This is a genomic window from Hymenobacter setariae (genome assembly GCF_007713685.1).
Lineage (GTDB): Bacteria > Bacteroidota > Bacteroidia > Cytophagales > Hymenobacteraceae > Hymenobacter > Hymenobacter setariae.
In genome coordinates, this window is record NZ_VMRJ01000008.1 from 112,230 (window position 1) to 128,963 (window position 16,734).

The following is a 16,734-nucleotide window of genomic DNA, read 5'->3' on the forward strand; positions in this document are numbered from 1 at the left end:
GGTTGAGCAACAGGCAGGTATAATCAATAAATTAGTAGCGGAGCCGGTATTTCTCCAGTAGTTTTTTTAGCCGGGGTACCCGGTCCCCATCCAGGGCTAGTTGCTGGGCGATGCTGGCCGGCTCGTAGTAGCGCTGGCGCAGGGGCTGTTCGTAGGCCGCCGCCAGATAGCGCAGGTTGTAGGGAGAAAACTGGTTGTCCAGCTCTTCGAAAGCGGTGGGCGGGGCGGGCTCCCGCTCATCCCAGAAGGCGGCGCCGAATACGTCGAGCTTTCCCAGCTTGGCTTTGCGGCGGTAGCGCACCGAGCTTTCCATCGCCCAGCTTAGCCACTGCTCGGCCGGCAGGTCGGGCAGCACCGCGCGGGGGATGTCCGGGGCCGGGGGGCGTTCCCCAAAAGGGAGGGTAAGCTGCTGGTTGAAGGCCTCCGGCGCAGCTTCCAAGTGCGCACGTACTTCCTCGGTGGCTTCCCAATCGCGCTGCCAGTGGGCGGTGTCATCGCGTTCGCGGGGCAGCAGGTGCAGGGAGGTGGGTAACTTGTCCAGCACCAGCAGGCTGGCCCAGAAGCCGAACTCGCGCAGCTCGGCCGGCGGCAGCGGATGGAGCTGGGGAGCCACGTAGGGCAGCGTCTCGGGCGGGCGCACGGCTAGGTGCCGCTGGCCAAACGAGAGGTCGTAGGAAGAGGGCACGTTCCGGTCAATAGCGCCCTGGTTTTGAATAACAACGCCGTAGTGGGTAGTAAGGCCGGTAGACAAGTCGTAGGCCCGCAGCACCACGGGCGTATTCGCCGCATCGGCCTGGGCGAGGGCGCGGCGCTCGTCGGGGGCCTGGCCTAGCAGCAGCAGTGTTTGGCGCGCCAGTGTGGGCATCCGGGCCGAGTGCCACGCCACCGGTAGTACCAGGCATTCGGGCTCGGGCTCATCGTCGGGCAGGCCTTGCAGCTTTTTGTAGTCGTCCAGCCGCGCTGGGTCAAAGCGGTGGCAGTGCGCATCGGCCCGAATGGCTTCCAGGTAGGCGCGCACCTGCTGGTACAGGTCCGAGCCCTGGGTGGTGGTCAGTACTACCGAGGCCTCGCGGTTGGCTCCCAGGAGCGCCTGCTTGGTGAAGTTGTAGCTGCCCACCCACACTTCGGCCTGCCCGAGCGGCAGGTCAAACAACAACAGCTTGGTATGCAGCAAGTGGCGGTGCAAATGGCGTTCGCCGCGCTGGCGCACTTCGTGACACTGCACAAAAAGCTGCCGCGCCCCCAGGCGATGGAAGGCGTGCAGCTTGTCCACGTCGGTGGGCAGGTGCAAGTCCACGCAGCAAAACGACTCGGGCTGGCTCAGTAAGGCTACCAGCTGGGCGTGCAGCACTTCGGGCCCTATCGTCCAATAAGCTACCGCCCCGTACAGCCCCTGCGCGCGGCAAATGGTTGCCCCCAATTGGTGGTGGATGCTTCTATCGGACCAGGAGTTGGGAAAAAAGCGGGTAGAGTTGGGCATAGGGTAAGCAAGGTATCACCCGGCGAGGCGAGCTGCCTAGCGCTGAAGGTGGTCGGGCAGGCTGACCACGGGCGAACGGGCGAGACTGTAATTGCAAAAAGCTGCGCAAGAGAAGCGTAGCCACTGACCTTTTGCATAAAAATGTCCCAGCTGCGTCACTTTACAACGCAACGTAGGACATTCACTACCGGGCGCTTTTTGATGTGCTAATGGGCGGCTAGCCCGCATTGTTGCTCCGGAGATGGCACTAGGTTAACGCCTTACCCACCGAGTAGCCTAGCGTATAGCAGGTAACTTAGATAGGTAAGATAAGTGGAATGTGCCGAGGTACTTTTTCATGTAGGATGTAACTCAATGCGCAATACGCTGAGCATTTGCTACTATTGTTGCGTAATATATTGCGCACTGTGGCTAAATACCCCGTAGTTATGCTGCCCCAGTTACGGCAGCTGTTAGCGCAGGCAGGAGAAAATATTCGCCTGGCCCGTCTATGCCGCAAGCTCAGCACCACCCGCGTAGCGGAGCGGGCGGCGATTAGCCGCAATACCCTGCACGCCATCGAGCAAGGTATGCCGACGGTGAGTCTGGGTGCTTACTTACAGGTCTTGTTCGTGCTGGGTCTGGAAAAGACCATTCTGCACCTAGCGGCCGACGACGTGCTGGGGCGCAAGCTGCAGGACGCCGAACTGCTAGTCAGCACGCGGGCACCTAAATAGTCACCCTCCTAGTAGTCTCATAGCCAAGACCCTTGAACGCCGCCAGCTGTAAGTGTGTGCCGACTGGCAGGGCCTGCCCCAAGGTCCGCACCTGATGGGCATGCTTTCGGCCGTGCCGGTGCGGGGCAAAGAGGTACTTTCCTTCACCTACGATGCGCAGTGGCTAGCCCAGCCGCACGCCCAGGCCCTGGACCCCTCGCTGCAGCTGTTTGCCGGCCCCCAATACTTACCGGAAAACCAGTTCAATTTCGGCCTTTTTTTGGACTTCTCACCTGACCGCTGGGGGCGACTGCTCATGCGTCGGTGCGACGCATCCCTGGCCCGGCAGCAGGAGCGCCGCGAGCGGCCGCTGCTGGAATCGGATTACCTGTTGGGCGTCTTCGACGGGCACCGCCTGGGCTGGTTGCGTTTTAAGACCGACTTAGCGGGTCCGTTCCTCGACGACAACCGGGCGATGACTGCGCCGCCGTGGACCTCGCTGCGGGAGTTGGAGCATGCCAGCCTGCAACTGGAGCGGGTGGATGCGCCCCAGGACCTGGACTATCTCAACTGGCTATTTATGCTAGTGGCGTCCGGCTCCTCACTAGGCGGCGCTGCGGCTATGGCCACGCGGTCTGATTGGGCCAGGAAGCCACTCCTGACCAAATCATAGCGGTATTAGCCGAGGCCTTTGCAGTTGATAGCTATACCCGCTCAGGTATACTATAAGATTTGTTAGCTAAATTTACACCCGAACGGGTACTAAAACTACGCTTAAGTTCTTATTGCACCCGAACGGGTATAACGTATGCAGCACTCTCTTTCTGCTTTCGTCAAACAGCGGCGCAAGCTATTACAGCTTTCTCAACCTGACCTAGCGGCCAAAGCAGGGGTGGGCCTGCGCTTTTTGCGCGAGCTGGAGCAGGGCAAGCCCACCCTGCAACTGGATAAAGTGAACCTGGTACTACGCCTGTTTGGCCATGAGCTGGCTCCCACACCTATAGACCGCACTCACCTCGCCGAGCCGTCATGAGAAAAGCCGAAGTACATCTGCACGGGCAACTGGCCGGGCACCTCACCCAGGACGAACAGGGATACACGTTCGCTTACACCCCTGACTATCTCCTTATTGTCGCCGCCGAGTCGGTGAGCCTCACGCTGCCGCTACGCGCCGCGCCCTATGTGGAGCGGACGATGCTGCCATTTTTTGATGGGCTGATTCCCGAGGGTTGGCTGCTGGAAGTAGCCGAGCGGAACTGGAAGCTCCGCGAGCGCGACCGCATGGGCCTGCTGCTGGCTTGCTGCCGCGACTGCATCGGGGCCGTGAGCATTTACCCGCTGGAAACCGAAGACGACGCATGAACCGCTGCCTCTACTGCTACCAGCCCCTGCCCGACGGCGGCGGGCCTTCCTATCATCCGGCTTGCAGCCGCAAGTTGTTTGGGAAGGCGGTGCCACCAGCGTTCCCTTATACCGAAGCCGAAATGCTGGCGTTAGCCGAGGCCGTCGTGCGCCAGCACATCACCGTGACCGGCGTGCAGCCTAAGCTCTCGCTGACGCTAGCCCCGGCGGGGGCGGCCGGGCAGCCCAGCCGCTTCACCATCGTAGGCGCGCTGGATGGCGAGTATATCCTCAAGCCGCCTACGGCGCGCTACCCGCACCTGCCCGAGGTGGAGGACCTGACCATGCACCTGGCGGCCCTGGCCCGCCTGCCCACGGTACCCCACGGGCTGCTGCGCCTCGAAGGCGGAGCTCTGGCTTACGTCACGCGCCGTATTGACCGGCAAAAGGGCCGCAAGCTGGCCATGGAAGACATGTGCCAGCTGACCGAGCGGCTGACGGAAAACAAGTACCACGGCTCGCACGAGCAAGTGGCCAAGGCCATTCTGAAGTATTCGGCCAACCCCGGCCTGGATGTGGTGAACTACTACGAGTTGGTGCTCTTTTGCTTTTTGACCGGCAACGCGGACATGCACCTCAAGAACTTCTCGCTGCTGCACACGCCCGGCCTGGGCTACGGCCTGGCCCCGGCCTACGACCTGGTAGCCACGGCCTTGGTTAATCCTGCCGATACCGAAGACCTGGCCCTGATGCTCAACGGCAGTAAGAAGCGGCTGCGGCAAACCGATTTTCGGCAGGCTGCCCAGCGGGCGGGTGTTGACGATAAAGTGATGACGGGCATTCTCGCCCGCTTTAGCAAGGCCAAGCCCGCCTGGCACGAATTTATTGGGCGCAGCTTTCTGCCTGAAGTGCTTCAGGAGCAGTTTCACACGCTGTTGGATAATCGGTTTGCGCAGCTAGGGCTGGTGTAGTGTGTAGTGGAATAGGAGATTACTACCGTTACTGACCATTCGCCCGACAACTGGTCTCTACCTGGCGCTTAATAATCAGAAGTAGCTTAGCTAACCGAGACTTGTCCTGCCATGGAGTACCACAAATGCCTACACCTGCTGACGCCCACCCCAGCCGCTAAACTACTGCGTTTGCGGGGTGCCCATACCGCCTTGCTGCTCAAATTTCTATACCAGGAATTCAAAACGGCTGGCCTGGCTACGCGGGCCGTGCTGGCCCCGCAGCTGACGGCGCAGCTGAGCGACTATTTACGCGAGCTGGGCTACGTGCCCGAGGTGGATGAACTGCCCGATGCCGCGGCCGAAACGAGCTGGTTTGCGAAGCCTAACGACCCGGCCGCCCTGGCTCGGCGCTACCTGAGCCGGTGGGCCGATGACGGGTACCTGTCGCTCGTCCCCGACGAGAATGGCCAGCAGTGGTACGACCTGACGGCGGCCAGCGAGAAAGCCCTCCAGTGGCTAAGTAGCCTGGAACACCGGGAGTTTGTCGGCACGGGCTCTCGCCTGCGCCAGCTCTTCGACCAGCTTACCTCCCTGGTAGAAGGCAGCCACGCCGACCCCACCCAACGCCTGCACGAGTTGCGCAAAGACCGGGAGCGGATTGAGGCCCAAATAGCGCAGATTGAGCGCACGGGCCGGGTGCGGGCCTACAATGACCTGGATGTAGCTGGCACTGCGCTGGCCCTCAGCCATATTCGTGCGCAGGAGCAGCGCCTGCGCACGAGCAGCAACCCAATTCAGGAGTTGAAGGCCCAGTACGAAGCCGCCACCCAGCAAGCAGGCTTTGGTACTGGTAGCGTGGTATTTTTTCTATCTAGCAGTTACGCCGGGGGCCGAGCCTTGCTACGTGCGCGAGCTGCCGCTACCCGTGCACACCAAGTTTGTGGAGGAGCACGAGGCCGTGCTCACGGCGCTGCTGCGCCAGCTGATACCAACTTACCTGAACGAGGCGAGCCGCACCTTCGCGGCCCGGCTGCGGCTGCGCGAGCCCGAGCCGCTGGTCTACGTGCGCGTCCTGGACCCACAACTCAGCGCGGGCTTGTCGTTTGGCCTGAGCGAGTTTATGGTGCCGCTCAGTAAATTTCAGGACTTGCAGCCGCCGGGCCACACCGTGCTGATTACCGAGAACAAGATAACATTTCTGACGCTGCCCGCGCTGGCCGGCGCCGTAGCAGTATGGGGCCAGGGGTTCGCCGTTGGCTTGGTCGAGCACGCCGCCTGGCTGCAAGCCCGGCAGGTCTTCTATTGGGGCGACCTGGACGCCGCGGGGTTGCAGATACTCAACCGCCTGCGCCGCTATTGCCCCGCTGCTCGCCCGCTGCTGATGGATGCCGCTACCCTGGCGCAGTATCAGCAGTTTCAGGTGCGGGCTACCCCGGTAGCCGCGGCCGTGCTGCAGCACCTGACTCCTGCGGAACAGGCCTTATCGACCACTTGGCCGACAACCACCTGCGGCTGGAGCAGGAGCGCATTCCGCAGGCGGCCGTGCTGGCCGCGTTGCAAGTGGCGTGCCCGCACCTGCTGCTTACCAATAGCTTGGACAGCTAAGTCTAATCCATTATTCTGTCTCGCATTACTGCGCCAGCTTTTCCAGTGGCTAGTTGAGCTGTGAAGGACGCCTGCCGTTTTATTTCCTGGTCTACTAACTCAACTGCTTTCAGTGGCGTAATGGCTAGCCAAGCGACGGGGGGGCTACTTTTGCCTGGCCTAGCTCAGGCGGGCTTTCTTTGATGGGCCGAGAGCCTTGCCGGGGCGGGCGGCTGTCGGTTAAGGCGGGTAGTTACCACAAACAATGGGCGCGGCTCTTCTAAAGTGGTCTAGGTTTGTACCCCGCCCGCAGCCCCGGCGGCCGGCAACGGGTCGAGCGTCACCAGCACGGGAAAATGGTCGGAGGCCGTGGTTTTGTTCGGGTAGCCAAACGGCAGGGGCGTGTGCAGGTCCTGCCCCGAGGTTTTGGTGAGCACCTGTACCCTGACGCGGCGGTTCTCGGCCAGGCGCGGGTCTAGCAGCAGCTGGTCGGGAACCTGCCAGGGGCCATGCGCCAGACTGGGTCCGTGGTAAGAGCCGAGCGCCCCGCAAGCGCCCCCGAAAATGGCCCAGCTCGTGTTGTAGATGGGCCGGCCCACCGTGCTGCGGCGCTTGTTGGTGTGCGCCAGGTCGCGGTTGGCAAACAGCCCCGACTCGCCCACGATAATTTCATCATAGGGCGGCAGGTTGAAATCACCGGCAATAATTTCCAGCCGGGGCTGTCCCAGCACGCGCAGGCGGGTCATTTCTGGTAGCAGAAACACCCGGGCAAATTCCCGGCGCTCAAGCTCGGTCTTGTAGAGCACCGGCAGGTGCAGGTTAAATACCAACAGGCCTGCCCCGCCGGGCGTGGCCGCATCCAACTCCACTACCTGCACCCGCTGGCGAATGTCGCTATTGCGCACCGGCCGGTAGGCTTGGCGTAGTACGAGCGTGGTGAGGCCCATTGGGCCGCGTTGTAGGTCATAAGCCGTCAGCTTGACCTGGGCCAGAATGGCGGGGTCGGTTTCCTGCAGGGCCACGATGGTCGGCGCATGGTCGTGCAGCAGGGCCGTAAGAGCGGCGGCACTTTTGGCCGGGTTGGGGTGAGGCTTGGGTTTGCGGGCGTGAGGAGCCGCGGCCATGTTCCACTGCAGTATTTTGAGCGGCAGCATACTAGCGGGCATCAGGAGCTAGCAATAGGAGCCGCTCGACGGCGTGCCGGGTGCGGGGGGCACGCGCCACTTGCCCCAGAAACTGCGCCAGGGCCTTTTCGTCGGCGATAACCGGCCCTTCCTCGTCCCAGCTTAGCACAGCGAGCGGCGCGCCCGGCCCGGCCTGCTGCACCGTAAACAGGACCGTGCTGGCCAGTGGCACCGGCACCGACTCCAACACAAAATCATAGAGACGGGGCGCTTCCGGGTCCAGCACCGGCAGGGGCACTACCCGGGCGCGCACTAGCTCGCCGGCCCGCGAGGCCAGGCTGCGCGCAAAGTTTTCCAGTAGCTGCACCAGCGAGCCAGCCGGCACCACCGGCCGCTCAAACGTGGGCCACAGCTCCACCAGCGGCGTGGCGGCCAAGTGCTCCGTGGCTTCGGCATCAAACTGCGGCGGCCGCACCGCGGGGTCGGTCGGAAACCAGCCATTGGAGCGCGTCTCGCCCGTTGGCCGGCGCGACCGGGGCGCGTCCCATTCGGCCACCGGCCCCCGGTAGCCCACGGCCATGGCCAGCAGGCCCGCGCATAGGGTGCGTAGGTGCAGGCACCGCGGCTGGCTGTCGGCGTAAGCGATAGCCCCCACCACCTGCCCGGCGGCCAGCCGGCTGCTCATTTGCACCGCATCGCGCAACTCCTGCGGAAAGGCCAGGCCGGCTTCGGCCAAAGCCAGGTGTAGCAGCTCCACGGGGCCGGGCTGCGTAGCGACTTCCAAGCGGGTGCGTAGCAGCTCCGCCCGTCCCTCCTGCGCGTGGGCGCGCACAATGGGGCTGGTGCGTGCCCACCGCGCCCACTTGGCAGGGGCCGCCACCAGCCCGGGGGCCGGTCCCACAAACCAGTGCGCCACGGCCAGGCAGGCCAACAGGGCTTTCACTTCCCGGCTGGTGTTGTTTATTTCCGCCGCCGACTCGACGTAGAGCGTGATGGCTTCGTAGAGCACCTCGTTGCGCGCCCGCAACTGTGGCACTTCCAGGTGCTGGGTCAGGTGCTGAAAAAGGAGCGTAAACCACGGGCGAAAATACTCTTGAGGCACCGGGGGAAACTCGTGGTTGGGCCGGAGGCGGAGGAAGCCGTACGCTCCACCAGCGTAAGCCACGGTTTCGCCGTGGGCATCCAGCCCCACCAAAAAACCGCAGTGCAGGGGCTGGCCCAGGCAGTAGCTCAGCACCCGCAGCTCGCTGCCCAGCAGCACGGGGTCCAGCGCCTGGCCGGCCGTGTCCACCACCAGCGTGTGGTGGGGGCGGCGCTTACCCTTCCTCAGCAGAAAATACGTCCACCGGCTTCCCACCAGACCAAAATGCCCACGCGACATCGACCCGCCCGTGTAAGGGGTACCGATGCGCAGTTGCAGGTTGCCCGGCCCCTCGGGCAAATCGCCGACCAGGCTGCCGGCCCATAGGCAGGGCTGCGCCCGGGCCAGGTGCCAGTCGTCGGCCCGAACGGTCACGCGGGTGCCGCTGCCCTCCAGGCCTGGGCCGGACACGGCCGTCATGCCGACGCTGTAGGCCGCCCGCGCCTCGAAGGCCTCGCCCAACTCGGTGCGGCCACGCAGCGGCTGGCTCCACAAATGCAGCAGCGGGGCACCCCGGTCCCGGTTGTTTTGGGTGGCGTAGCTCAGCGGCAGCTCGCAGGCAATCACTGCGCTGGTGCCCTCAAAAGTCAAGCTAACGGCATAGGGTGTGAGGTCTTCGTCGCCGTAGTGCAGCGCGAGCAGCTGCCGGGGGTAGGTGGCGGCCGGAATAGCGTGGCCATCGATAGTGGCCAGCAGCCGGGCCTGCGTGGGCTCAACAACGATGAATTGTTCCAAGGGCAAAATACGAGCGAAGTGTAAGGAAAGCAGCCCCGTGGCAACCGGTGGCAGACAGGCCGAAGGTAGTCCTGGCAAGCATGGTTACTGCGCGGCGCTGTATACTAGACTTGTTGCAGCGGGGCGTATAGGCGAATTTTGCAGCTGAAAATTTCAGTTCACAAACTAAAAAATCCTCGTCAGTGGCGGGCATCGTTCGGCTGTGACAGCGCAGCCAAACGCGTGAAACTACCCGCTGAGGCCACGGAAGGCATTTGACCTTTGATGTTGTGCGAAGGCGACTACAAGGCGATTAGCCCGGATTACCTGACAGGCGTTGAAGCTTGCTCGTGATACTATTGATATTCTCCCGCAGTTGGCTTCCATGGCAGCTTTTGTAGGTTGTGGGCAGGCCGCAAAAGCAGGCGTAGTGCGGCTGGCCTCCCGCCCTGATGAATTCGAGTAGTTCACCCTTCATCTTGCGGTAACTATCCGCAACTATAAAGGCAGTCTCAGGAATAGCATACTCAGTGCCATTGAGTTGAGTATTGTAGGCAAGTGCCCGTGATTCTGTTTCAGCCAGCAGTATATAAGTCATCAACCGAGGTGTACCACACTTTGTATTTTTTGCTTACGCCACACGCATAATACGCTACATGCATACATAGTAAATAGCAGCCTGAATCAGGGCGGGTCGTGGTGCCACTCAACACAGGTTACAGAACCACGCTTGAGTAATAGCCCCTTCGATAGTGTAGTATAACCCTTGCTACCTAGCAGTTACCAGCCCCAACTCCACTGCCCGGCCCAACGCCTGCACCGGCGTCGCACAGGCCGGCGTGCAGCATCGGTAGGTGCCATTGGCAGCCACTGCCCCGACTTCCCAGCGGCCGTCGTTGGCCCGCAGTACGTAGCCGGCGACGACCAGGCGCACGACCAGCCGGGCCTGGGCGGCCGTGAGGTGCTGCTGCCGGGCTTCCTGGGTTTCAAGGGGCAGGTAGTAGTCGGGCTGCTGCCGGCGCTGCCACGTCAGGTAATGGTGCTGCTCGCGGAAGATTTCACGCAAACTGCGGGGCACCAGCCGCCACGGACCCTTCAACAGGCGGTGCTCCCGGCGCAGTTCCTGGGGAATGTCGAGGTCCGCCACCTGGGCGCTCACCTCGAAGCTGTAGCCCCGCACTTCGCCCGGGCGAATGGTGCTGACCAACTGGCAGTCGAAATAGCGGCAGTTATCGCGGCGGTCCGGAATGGTGTAGCTGTTATGGAAGTACGCCAGCAGCGGTCCCTGTACGGTGGGTAGGTAGGTTACCTGCAGGGCCACATCCGTTATCGACAGCACCGCCGGGTAGGCCGTGGCCGGGGCATCTTCGGCTAGGCCCGCCCAGTTGGCCCGAAACTCCAGCTCGGCATCCGGGCCCAGCCGGGGGCGGCCCGTTAGCATGCGCGTCTCGCGGCGGCCATCCGGCCAGCGCAGGCGCAGGTCGTACTGGTTGGTTTCCGTGGCCCAGTCGGGCGCCTGGCGTTGGGGAAGGGCAGTGTTAGACATGGCCAAGCAAGCTATTACAAAAACCACGAAGTACCCCGATTATCGGCCTAAATGCTGTCATACCAGGGGGTGATGCCGGCATTAGAACTTGCTACGAATCAACGAGTTGATTTTTCTAGCGTTGTAGGTGTCGTTGCCTGGCCCCGGCTATTGACCTAGGTATTGCCAGTAGGCGGCTGGCGTAAAGACTGTTCATACGCCCAATCTTCCGCTGACACCAGCGCTTTCACAAACTCGTCATAGCCCATATCCCGCCGTTCGAGGGCATGGCGGCGCAGCGCCAGCGTGGTTTTATTTTTCTCGAAGCCCTCGCGTTCCATTGCCTGGCGCATCTTGTCGGGCAGCCCGGCGAGCCAATCCGTGAAGTCGTCCTCCGTAATCGTGCCTTGCGCCTGTTGCTGGTAGCGAAAAGCGGCGTTGCCGAGCCGCAGCAAGCGGGCCTGGTCGGCGCGCATCGGCTCGGGCAGGCTGCGCAGCAAAGCTAGTTGCGCCTGGTGCTGCGCGGCAAAAGGGTGACGAGGATTCAGGAGTTCTTCCATCAGTGAGGCAGTGGACGAGGCGCGCATCGCTTAAGCCGGCCGCCCCTGCCGGGCGTAGCTACTCAGTACCTCGGGCGCGTCGTACAGAAGGCCGCTGTTTTCGGCGGCTTCTTCCCACTCCATCTGCGGCGAGTTGCTGAGCAGCACCTGCCACACCTGGACAAAGCCTACTCGCACGGGCGACTTCTCCTGCCGGTCGTGCGGGTTCAACAGTACCGAGCAAGTGAACGCCTCATTTTCAATTTGTAAGTCCCACACGGTATGCGCGCTTAAATGCAGCATACCCAGCAGCACGGGGCCGCTAGGGCTGTCAAAATAGGTGGTATTGACTACGTACTGATTACCAGGGTCAGCCAGCCCCGCCGCCACGGCCGTGAGTACGGCCACTAACGGATGCTCCGTGCTAGGCGGCGCGGCGGTGTACGCTTGGTTGATGTCGGCCGGGGTGGGGTACTGGCGATACACAGCCACATTATAGTAAATGATAGTTTCCGGCCCGTAGCTAACCGTTTCGGCCGCCAGCTCGTCCGGCGTAAGCACCTTGCGGCAGAGTTGATAAAGCTGGGCGAAGGGTACGGTGGCCCGGAAGCGGTCGGCCCAGGGGCCGGGGTAGTGCGGCGCGCCCCGTTCCGGATAGACAATAAGCTCCGTGTCAAAAGCGAAAAAGTCCGGCCCGACTTCCACGTTCCACACCCCGCCCTGCCGCAGGGCAAACACGGCCGGGAAGTGCCGGTAGCGCGGGTGCGCCGTGCGGTCGTAGTAGTGGCCGCCGAGTAGGTAGGTGATGGCCGGGTCGGCCAGCTCCGCCACGACCCGGTGCAGCAGCGCGGGCAACTGGTCCATCTCGGTAGCGGGAGCGGGCTGGTGGCCAGGAGTAAGCATACTAAGTAAGGAGGTGATGATGGGGCGCCTACCCGCTCGCCGCGAGGCTAGGCGGCCAGGCAGTGCACTACAGGTAGCAAGTTAGTCAAGCAGCGCCAGCCAGGCATACGCCGTAGTTTCCCCAGCAAACTCGGCCCACGCAACGCCTTCGGCAGGAAGCTGTTGCGCTAAGTCAGCTTTCCATTCGTCCAGGGGCGGCTGGGCGGCAACCAGCGCTAGCCGCAGGGTGATAGCCCCCGCGGGTCGCCCGGTGCGCGCCAGGCCTGCCACCAGGCGTTGCCGCAGGGGCGGGCGCAGCGGCTGCGACACGCCGCGAAAGCTTAGCAGCCAGCGTCCGCAGTCGTGCTGGTGCGCGAGCTGATGCAGCTGCGAGAGGGCCGCCGCCAGCTCCGACGCTTTGGGGTAGTCATTAAAATAAAGTCGAACTACCTGTTCAGCGGCGCGGTATTCGACACTTATCACGGGTGTAGAAGCCAGCCAGCCGGGCCGGCCTTTTTCCAGGCGCACGTGGCTCCAGAGCTGGTAGCTGCTCCATTCGGCCGGGGTAAGCTGTTGCCGTAGCAGATACTCCTGCAAAAAGTGCCGCCAGCTCGTGCGCAGCGTGGGGCGCGCCAGTAGCTCGGCCGGGGCTGCGGGCAGGCCCCGGCTTAGTTCGCGCTGCCGCTCGTGGGGTTCCAGCCGGGTAGCGTACCGTGGATGATGCAGGTTGGCTTGCCACCGGTCGTAGGCGCCCGGTGGGGGCTGGTCTAGCTGCGCATCGGCCGCCTCCGCGAGGTCCTGAATACGTTGGGTCGCTTCCGGGCTGAGGTGCGGGTCGGGGGCCGCGATAGCGGGATGGGCCTGACAGTTGGCCGCCCAGTGCAGCAAGTAGTAGATGCGGCCCACGGTCGTGAGTCGGATATACTGGTTCTCCACCAGGCCTTCCTGGTTGCGGCGGCCCAGCACCCGCTGGGGCTGCAGGCGCTCCAGGCGCTGCCAGACTTCCCAGGCAATGCCCGCCGTTGTGCCGCCATTGCCATCCGCCAGCAGGTAGCGCTCCTGAGCGGGGGACCACTCCCACAGCCGCACCAGCGCCCGCCAGGTATCGGGGGCCAGGACGCCCGGCTTGGCCGATTCGCGGACTTCGCCCAGCAGCTCGCGGGCCAGCTTGCGGCCGGCGCGGGTCAGGCTGACGTGGGGCAGCTCGTACTGCTCGCGGAGCAGCATCCCCGGAAACTGAATGGTGCGCTCGTCCACCTCGACCAAGCCGCGCTCGGCCAGCGCTTTCCAGGTGCTGCCGGTGCCGGGGCTTATCAACTTGGGGTCCAGCGCCTCACGCAAGGGGGTAGGCGGCTGCCCTAGCTTGTGTTGCCAGCGGCCGTAGGGCATAGCCCGCCACTCCGCCGCCGGTGTGCGGGCATCGTCCACCAGGCCCCGCGCAAAGTTGCGCCTACGCTGCAATTCGATTTGCTGGTCAAGCTGGTAGGCGGCCAACAGGTACAGCCGTTGCCGGTCGTTGAGCACGAGCGGGGCTGGGTTAGCGGGAGTGGGGCGCATGGGTTAGAAGCCTAATTTCTTGGTGGCGTTGTGCTGTTTGCTATCGTTAAGACGGGTGTAGCGCCGAATCAGGGCGCTCATTTTACCTGGTCTGATTCACCACCTTGCTGTCGTCGGCCCCGGCCAGCTTGGCTACCGTTACGAAGGACGTTCGCCGGGAGTGCGCCGTGAAGCTTGTGTCTACATATCGCTGCACCAGCGTGTTGACGGCATGGTTATGTAACTTATTGTTGGTCAAGTGATTGTTTTTGCATAGCAGGGCAAAGCTCCCTGCTGTCCACTCACTCGAAACAGGGCTATACTAAATCTGGCATCTAACGTCATAAGTTGAACGAAGCGGAGTAATCGTAGCCGTCCGTAAGGGTAACTTTGGTAAAGCCCTTCTCCTGCCATTCGCTGGTAGTATGCCCGGCAAGCCCCCCTCCCGTTTCAAGCCTGCGGGTCCACACTGCACTAAACAGTGGGTAGGTCAGCGTGAGCTGGCTCGCGTGGGGGCCGCTTGTGCTCACTTTTATGTCGAGACTGTTATCCAGAAAATCATTGCGAATAATCTGCGCATAACTGGCCCGCTCCTGCTGACCTTCCCGTGCCAGGCGCGCTTCGTAGGCCGCATTGTCAGCACGTTCTCGGCGTGCACTGGTGGCCTGCTCTTTAAGCTGCTGGCCGTGAAACTTCTTCCACTCGCCGGCGCGCGCTTTCAGGCAGTCGAGGAAATACCGGTTAACCGAAGGGTCGGTGAAATATACGGCCTGCTGGCCGGCCTTAATCGACTTTAAGCCTTCGGCGCTCAGCTTGCCCAGCATCTCAGCCTGGTAGCTAACATCTTCCGCCTGCCCTCGTTGCAATACGCTAATCCGCTCGTTCTCCTTGCGCAGCTCAGCTTGCTTGGCTTGTTCGGCTGCCGTTGGCCCAGGGGGCGCCTGCACCTCAGTAGCGGGGCTTTGCTCGGAACAGCTTAGGCAAGCGAACAGAATGAATAAATAGGGTAGTAAGGGCTTCATAGGCCTTGTGGATGAGTAATTTAGGGGCGGCGTTTCCGGATTGAGAATAGCTAACGCCTAGGGGACATTATGGACATGCATTCACTTACAAAGCGATTAACTTCCCACCTTACTATAGTTCGTAAGTAGCTATTTACTTCGTGTTCGGCCACCGTAACATTATCATTAAATAGATTGATGCTCTCCACTTTGCGAGGTTTCTCCTTTCCAATTACATGTATCTCGTGGATACTACGATAAGTAACGGGAAACACTTTGATGGTCTGGCGAACCTGCCAATCGTTCACTTCTCCATCAATGGTGGCAGCAGGCTCAATTTTCAACCAATCGCAAAGCTTATAGCCCATGTAGCAGGTTCGGCGACCGTCATCATCAGGACCTGCTAGCGTAACTCCCAGTCCACCTCGCTCAACTTGAACGTGGGCAGAATAATAATTATCATAAAAGGCGTTTTTTGCTAATTCCCGCAAAGACATCTTGTTAGGAGCAGCATTTAGGTCTAGTTGAAAGTAGAACCTGTAGCCAAACTCAGCTCTCGGGCCGGGGAGATTAATGGTTTTGTTCGCTCTTCTGGTTTCCTCGGCTGATTCTTTAACGTCAATCACTTTCTGAAAAACACGTCCGTCAAAATGCGTTTTCTCCATAATTGAGACGCTCGACGAATACGTTTTACCCGTAAGGCTGTCCAGAATACTTCTAAAGCTCATCGGTGAGGAGCGACGAAATTAAGCCGCGCATAAAACTAAGGAGGTCCCAGGAAAAATAAGGCCTGCCCACCATACAGGCTTCATCTCCTGGCCTGGGGCTTCCGGGTCGACTGCAGCGAAGTCGGCCAGTTCCAGCACCAGGCTTACTGGCAGGGGAGCACTGACGATAATAGTGCCCAGGGCGGCCAGCGCGCACACCACGGTGATGCGGTATGGCAGGGCAATTATGGGGTAAAAGCTGGGTGAAATGAGTATGCTTCCACTCCGTATATATATACGGAGTAAATGCACCCAAAAACCCGCACCACTGAGACGGGCGCGCCCCGCCATTTTCGGCTGACTGGTACAGGAGATGGGCGCTGGCCGGCCGCGGCTACAGTCCCAGCTTCTGGGCAGCGTTGTGCTGGCGAATATTATCGAGGCGGGTGTAGCGCCGAATCATATCCGTCGTCTTATGCTTAGTTTGGTTCATGACCTCGGCATCGTCGGCGCCATTGAGCTTGGCGATGGTAACGAACGAGGCGCGTAGCGAGTGGGCAGTGTATGTGGTGCCGAGCCGGAGCTGCACGATTTCGTTCAGGCTAAACGTACTCAGCCGGCGGCGGCTCAGGCGCTGGCCTTTGTGAAAGGAGAGAAACAAGGGCCCGCTCGTGCGCCCGTGCTGTTCCAGCAGCGCCAGCCAGTCCTTAACGGCGCGCACCGGGCAGCTGCGCCGGTCGGGGGCAAAGAAGATGGCCTTTTCCTCGGCTTCGCCTTTTTGGTTGGTTTTACTTTTCGGCAGCTCCACCACCAGCCCGTCGTCATCGAAGCGCAGGTGGGCGAGGTCAAGGCTGGCCAGCTCGTCGCGCCGGAACGCGCCGGCGAAACCCAGCAGCAGCAGCGCCCGGTCGCGCAGCCCATCGGGTCGCTCGGTGTCGATGCCCTGTACCATGCGTTTGAAGTAAGCCATCGTAAAGGCCGGGGCCTGTTTCTGGCGTACGCCTTTTTCGCGGCTGATGCCTTCGAGCAGGTTTTTGAAGAGCCGGTCGTCGGTCGGCGTGGGTAGGCCGGCCAGTTGGTGGGCCTTACTCACCGAGGCGCAGTGGCGCTGGATGGTCGCGACCTTTTTGCCGGCCTCGGCCAGCGCCGTGACGAATGCCGCCAGCGTGGGCACGTCGGCTGGCAGCGGCTCCCGGTTGTGGTCGTGGCACCAGGTGGTGAAGCGCCGCCAGTCGCCGGCGTACGCGCGTTGCGTGTTGGCCGCGCCCTGCTGGCCGGTCTTGACGTAGCGGGCCGCCGACTCGGCGTAGTCATCAATGTGCCGCGCGGCGCCGACGGCATTGGACCGGGGGTCGGGAGAAACGGGTAGTACTTCCATTGGGTGGTGGCTGGCCGACCTAGCCGCTGGTCAAACCTAGGGAAAGTGGGGATGACCAAAAGTACGAAAATATTACCCTCGATAACAAAGCGTTATCAAGGGTAATCAATAAAAAATACAATATAAATTATAAT

General features: G+C 61.8%; 17 protein-coding genes and 1 pseudogene. 7 read left to right on the forward strand and 11 right to left on the reverse strand.

Annotated features, from left to right (window positions below; all coding sequences use genetic code 11):
* Window positions 1–31: 31 nt before the first annotated feature.
* Window positions 32–1,480 (reverse strand): phospholipase D-like domain-containing protein, encoded by a 1,449-nt coding sequence (locus FNT36_RS24185; RefSeq protein WP_144853123.1) that lies wholly within the window; start codon window positions 1,478–1,480, stop codon window positions 32–34.
* A gap of 428 nt (window positions 1,481–1,908) precedes the next feature.
* Here FNT36_RS24185 and FNT36_RS24190 point away from each other — a divergent pair, with 428 nt between their 5' ends.
* From FNT36_RS24190 to FNT36_RS24220, 7 genes and pseudogenes are all read left to right on the forward strand, one after another.
* The gene (locus FNT36_RS24190) at window positions 1,909–2,196 is read left to right on the forward strand and encodes a helix-turn-helix domain-containing protein (protein ID WP_144853125.1); all 288 of its coding nucleotides are present in this window, start codon (window positions 1,909–1,911) and stop codon (window positions 2,194–2,196) included.
* Between the two features lie 52 nt (window positions 2,197–2,248).
* Window positions 2,249–2,848 (forward strand): HipA domain-containing protein, encoded by a 600-nt coding sequence (locus FNT36_RS24195; RefSeq protein WP_144853126.1) that lies wholly within the window; start codon window positions 2,249–2,251, stop codon window positions 2,846–2,848.
* Window positions 2,849–2,983: 135 nt separating this feature from the next.
* A complete protein-coding gene (locus tag FNT36_RS24200; RefSeq protein WP_144853128.1) occupies window positions 2,984–3,208 on the forward strand; it encodes a helix-turn-helix transcriptional regulator in 225 nt (74 codons plus the stop codon).
* Window positions 3,205–3,537, forward strand: a complete 333-nt coding sequence (locus FNT36_RS24205) for a HipA N-terminal domain-containing protein (RefSeq protein WP_144853130.1) — start codon at window positions 3,205–3,207, stop codon at window positions 3,535–3,537. Before FNT36_RS24200 ends, FNT36_RS24205 begins: the two co-directional genes overlap by 4 nt.
* Window positions 3,534–4,487, forward strand: coding sequence for a HipA domain-containing protein (locus FNT36_RS24210; RefSeq protein ID WP_144853132.1), 954 nt, complete (start codon window positions 3,534–3,536; stop codon window positions 4,485–4,487). The genes FNT36_RS24205 and FNT36_RS24210 overlap by 4 nt, the downstream gene beginning before the upstream one ends.
* Before the next feature lie 111 nt (window positions 4,488–4,598).
* Window positions 4,599–5,198, forward strand: a pseudogene (locus FNT36_RS26070) (DUF3375 family protein); the annotation flags it as partial.
* 367 nt (window positions 5,199–5,565) lie between these two features.
* Complete coding sequence (locus FNT36_RS24220; protein WP_233636199.1) at window positions 5,566–6,138, forward strand: DUF2220 domain-containing protein; 573 nt, start codon at window positions 5,566–5,568, stop codon at window positions 6,136–6,138.
* A gap of 205 nt (window positions 6,139–6,343) precedes the next feature.
* Here FNT36_RS24220 and FNT36_RS24225 read toward each other — a convergent pair whose 3' ends face one another.
* The 10 genes from FNT36_RS24225 to FNT36_RS24265 form a co-directional block, all read right to left on the reverse strand.
* A complete protein-coding gene (locus FNT36_RS24225) occupies window positions 6,344–7,219 on the reverse strand; it encodes an endonuclease/exonuclease/phosphatase family protein (RefSeq protein WP_144853138.1) in 876 nt (291 codons plus the stop codon).
* Window positions 7,209–9,053 (reverse strand): hypothetical protein, encoded by a 1,845-nt coding sequence (locus FNT36_RS24230; protein ID WP_144853139.1) that lies wholly within the window; start codon window positions 9,051–9,053, stop codon window positions 7,209–7,211. The genes FNT36_RS24225 and FNT36_RS24230 overlap by 11 nt, the downstream gene beginning before the upstream one ends.
* 748 nt (window positions 9,054–9,801) lie before the next feature.
* The gene (locus FNT36_RS24235) at window positions 9,802–10,578 is read right to left on the reverse strand and encodes a hypothetical protein (protein ID WP_144853141.1); all 777 of its coding nucleotides are present in this window, start codon (window positions 10,576–10,578) and stop codon (window positions 9,802–9,804) included.
* A 155-nt stretch (window positions 10,579–10,733) separates the two neighbouring features.
* Entirely contained in the window at window positions 10,734–11,117 is a 384-nt protein-coding gene (locus FNT36_RS24240; RefSeq protein WP_144853143.1) for a hypothetical protein, read from the reverse strand.
* A 30-nt stretch (window positions 11,118–11,147) separates the two neighbouring features.
* Window positions 11,148–11,999: a hypothetical protein gene (locus FNT36_RS24245; RefSeq protein ID WP_144853145.1), complete on the reverse strand. Its 852-nt coding sequence runs from the start codon at window positions 11,997–11,999 to the stop codon at window positions 11,148–11,150.
* Window positions 12,000–12,080: 81 nt separating this feature from the next.
* Window positions 12,081–13,535, reverse strand: coding sequence for a hypothetical protein (locus FNT36_RS24250; RefSeq protein WP_144853147.1), 1,455 nt, complete (start codon window positions 13,533–13,535; stop codon window positions 12,081–12,083).
* 82 nt (window positions 13,536–13,617) lie between these two features.
* A complete protein-coding gene (locus FNT36_RS25770; protein WP_233636200.1) occupies window positions 13,618–13,773 on the reverse strand; it encodes a site-specific integrase in 156 nt (51 codons plus the stop codon).
* Window positions 13,774–13,855: 82 nt separating this feature from the next.
* On the reverse strand, window positions 13,856–14,536 hold the full coding sequence (locus FNT36_RS24255) for a hypothetical protein (RefSeq protein WP_144853149.1): 681 nt from the start codon (window positions 14,534–14,536) through the stop codon (window positions 13,856–13,858).
* Window positions 14,537–14,586: 50 nt separating this feature from the next.
* Window positions 14,587–15,180, reverse strand: coding sequence for a hypothetical protein (locus FNT36_RS24260; protein WP_144853151.1), 594 nt, complete (start codon window positions 15,178–15,180; stop codon window positions 14,587–14,589).
* Between the two features lie 436 nt (window positions 15,181–15,616).
* Complete coding sequence (locus FNT36_RS24265; RefSeq protein WP_144853153.1) at window positions 15,617–16,600, reverse strand: site-specific integrase; 984 nt, start codon at window positions 16,598–16,600, stop codon at window positions 15,617–15,619.
* Window positions 16,601–16,734: the final 134 nt, after the last annotated feature.

What these genes read in the sequence shown, in the direction of transcription:
- FNT36_RS24210 (WP_144853132.1), top strand. Translation starts at nt 3,534, where the DNA reads ATGAACCGCTGCCTCTACTGCTACCAGCCCCTGCCCGACGGCGGCGGG.
- FNT36_RS24205 (WP_144853130.1), top strand. Translation starts at nt 3,205, where the DNA reads ATGAGAAAAGCCGAAGTACATCTGCACGGGCAACTGGCCGGGCACCTC.
- FNT36_RS24185 (WP_144853123.1), bottom strand. Translation starts at nt 1,480, where the DNA reads ATGCCCAACTCTACCCGCTTTTTTCCCAACTCCTGGTCCGATAGAAGC.
- FNT36_RS24240 (WP_144853143.1), bottom strand. Translation starts at nt 11,117, where the DNA reads ATGGAAGAACTCCTGAATCCTCGTCACCCTTTTGCCGCGCAGCACCAG.
- FNT36_RS24225 (WP_144853138.1), bottom strand. Translation starts at nt 7,219, where the DNA reads ATGCCCGCTAGTATGCTGCCGCTCAAAATACTGCAGTGGAACATGGCC.
- FNT36_RS24190 (WP_144853125.1), top strand. Translation starts at nt 1,909, where the DNA reads ATGCTGCCCCAGTTACGGCAGCTGTTAGCGCAGGCAGGAGAAAATATT.
- FNT36_RS24200 (WP_144853128.1), top strand. Translation starts at nt 2,984, where the DNA reads ATGCAGCACTCTCTTTCTGCTTTCGTCAAACAGCGGCGCAAGCTATTA.
- FNT36_RS24245 (WP_144853145.1), bottom strand. Translation starts at nt 11,999, where the DNA reads ATGCTTACTCCTGGCCACCAGCCCGCTCCCGCTACCGAGATGGACCAG.
- FNT36_RS24265 (WP_144853153.1), bottom strand. Translation starts at nt 16,600, where the DNA reads ATGGAAGTACTACCCGTTTCTCCCGACCCCCGGTCCAATGCCGTCGGC.
- FNT36_RS24260 (WP_144853151.1), bottom strand. Translation starts at nt 15,180, where the DNA reads ATGGAGAAAACGCATTTTGACGGACGTGTTTTTCAGAAAGTGATTGAC.
- FNT36_RS24250 (WP_144853147.1), bottom strand. Translation starts at nt 13,535, where the DNA reads ATGCGCCCCACTCCCGCTAACCCAGCCCCGCTCGTGCTCAACGACCGG.
- FNT36_RS24255 (WP_144853149.1), bottom strand. Translation starts at nt 14,536, where the DNA reads ATGAAGCCCTTACTACCCTATTTATTCATTCTGTTCGCTTGCCTAAGC.
- FNT36_RS24235 (WP_144853141.1), bottom strand. Translation starts at nt 10,578, where the DNA reads ATGTCTAACACTGCCCTTCCCCAACGCCAGGCGCCCGACTGGGCCACG.